The sequence below is a fragment of the Tritonibacter sp. SIMBA_163 genome (assembly GCF_046535935.1).
Classification (GTDB): Bacteria; Pseudomonadota; Alphaproteobacteria; order Rhodobacterales; family Rhodobacteraceae; genus Epibacterium; species Epibacterium scottomollicae.
The window spans coordinates 1-256 of sequence record NZ_JAWJBP010000815.1; the positions used below are offsets into that span (position 1 = coordinate 1).

Genomic DNA, 256 nt, shown 5'->3' on the forward strand with positions numbered 1-256 from the left:
GAAAGAGCGATTGTTCAGGGGTTGAAAGATAGCCGCGTAGGCTTTGAAAAAACCCCCGTTTTTTTCAATTTCATGCCGGAAACAGTCAACTTCGCCATCATGGTTGACACCCCCATTCCTGGCTTTGAGATCGACCCTGAGCTTCCTGGTTATTACAACGACATCATTGAAATTGTCGTCCGGCATAGCGACCCAGAAGCGGGTTTCGCGTTGTGCCAGAAGGCAATGAAGGTTTTGAATGTGACGAATCAGCGGT

1 protein-coding gene is annotated in these 256 nt (G+C 48.4%); it reads left to right on the top strand.

What is annotated here, in order from left to right:
- Nucleotides 1–256: minor capsid protein (locus R0J92_RS24585; protein WP_411053609.1), on the top strand; the 256-nt coding region annotated here is incomplete at both ends.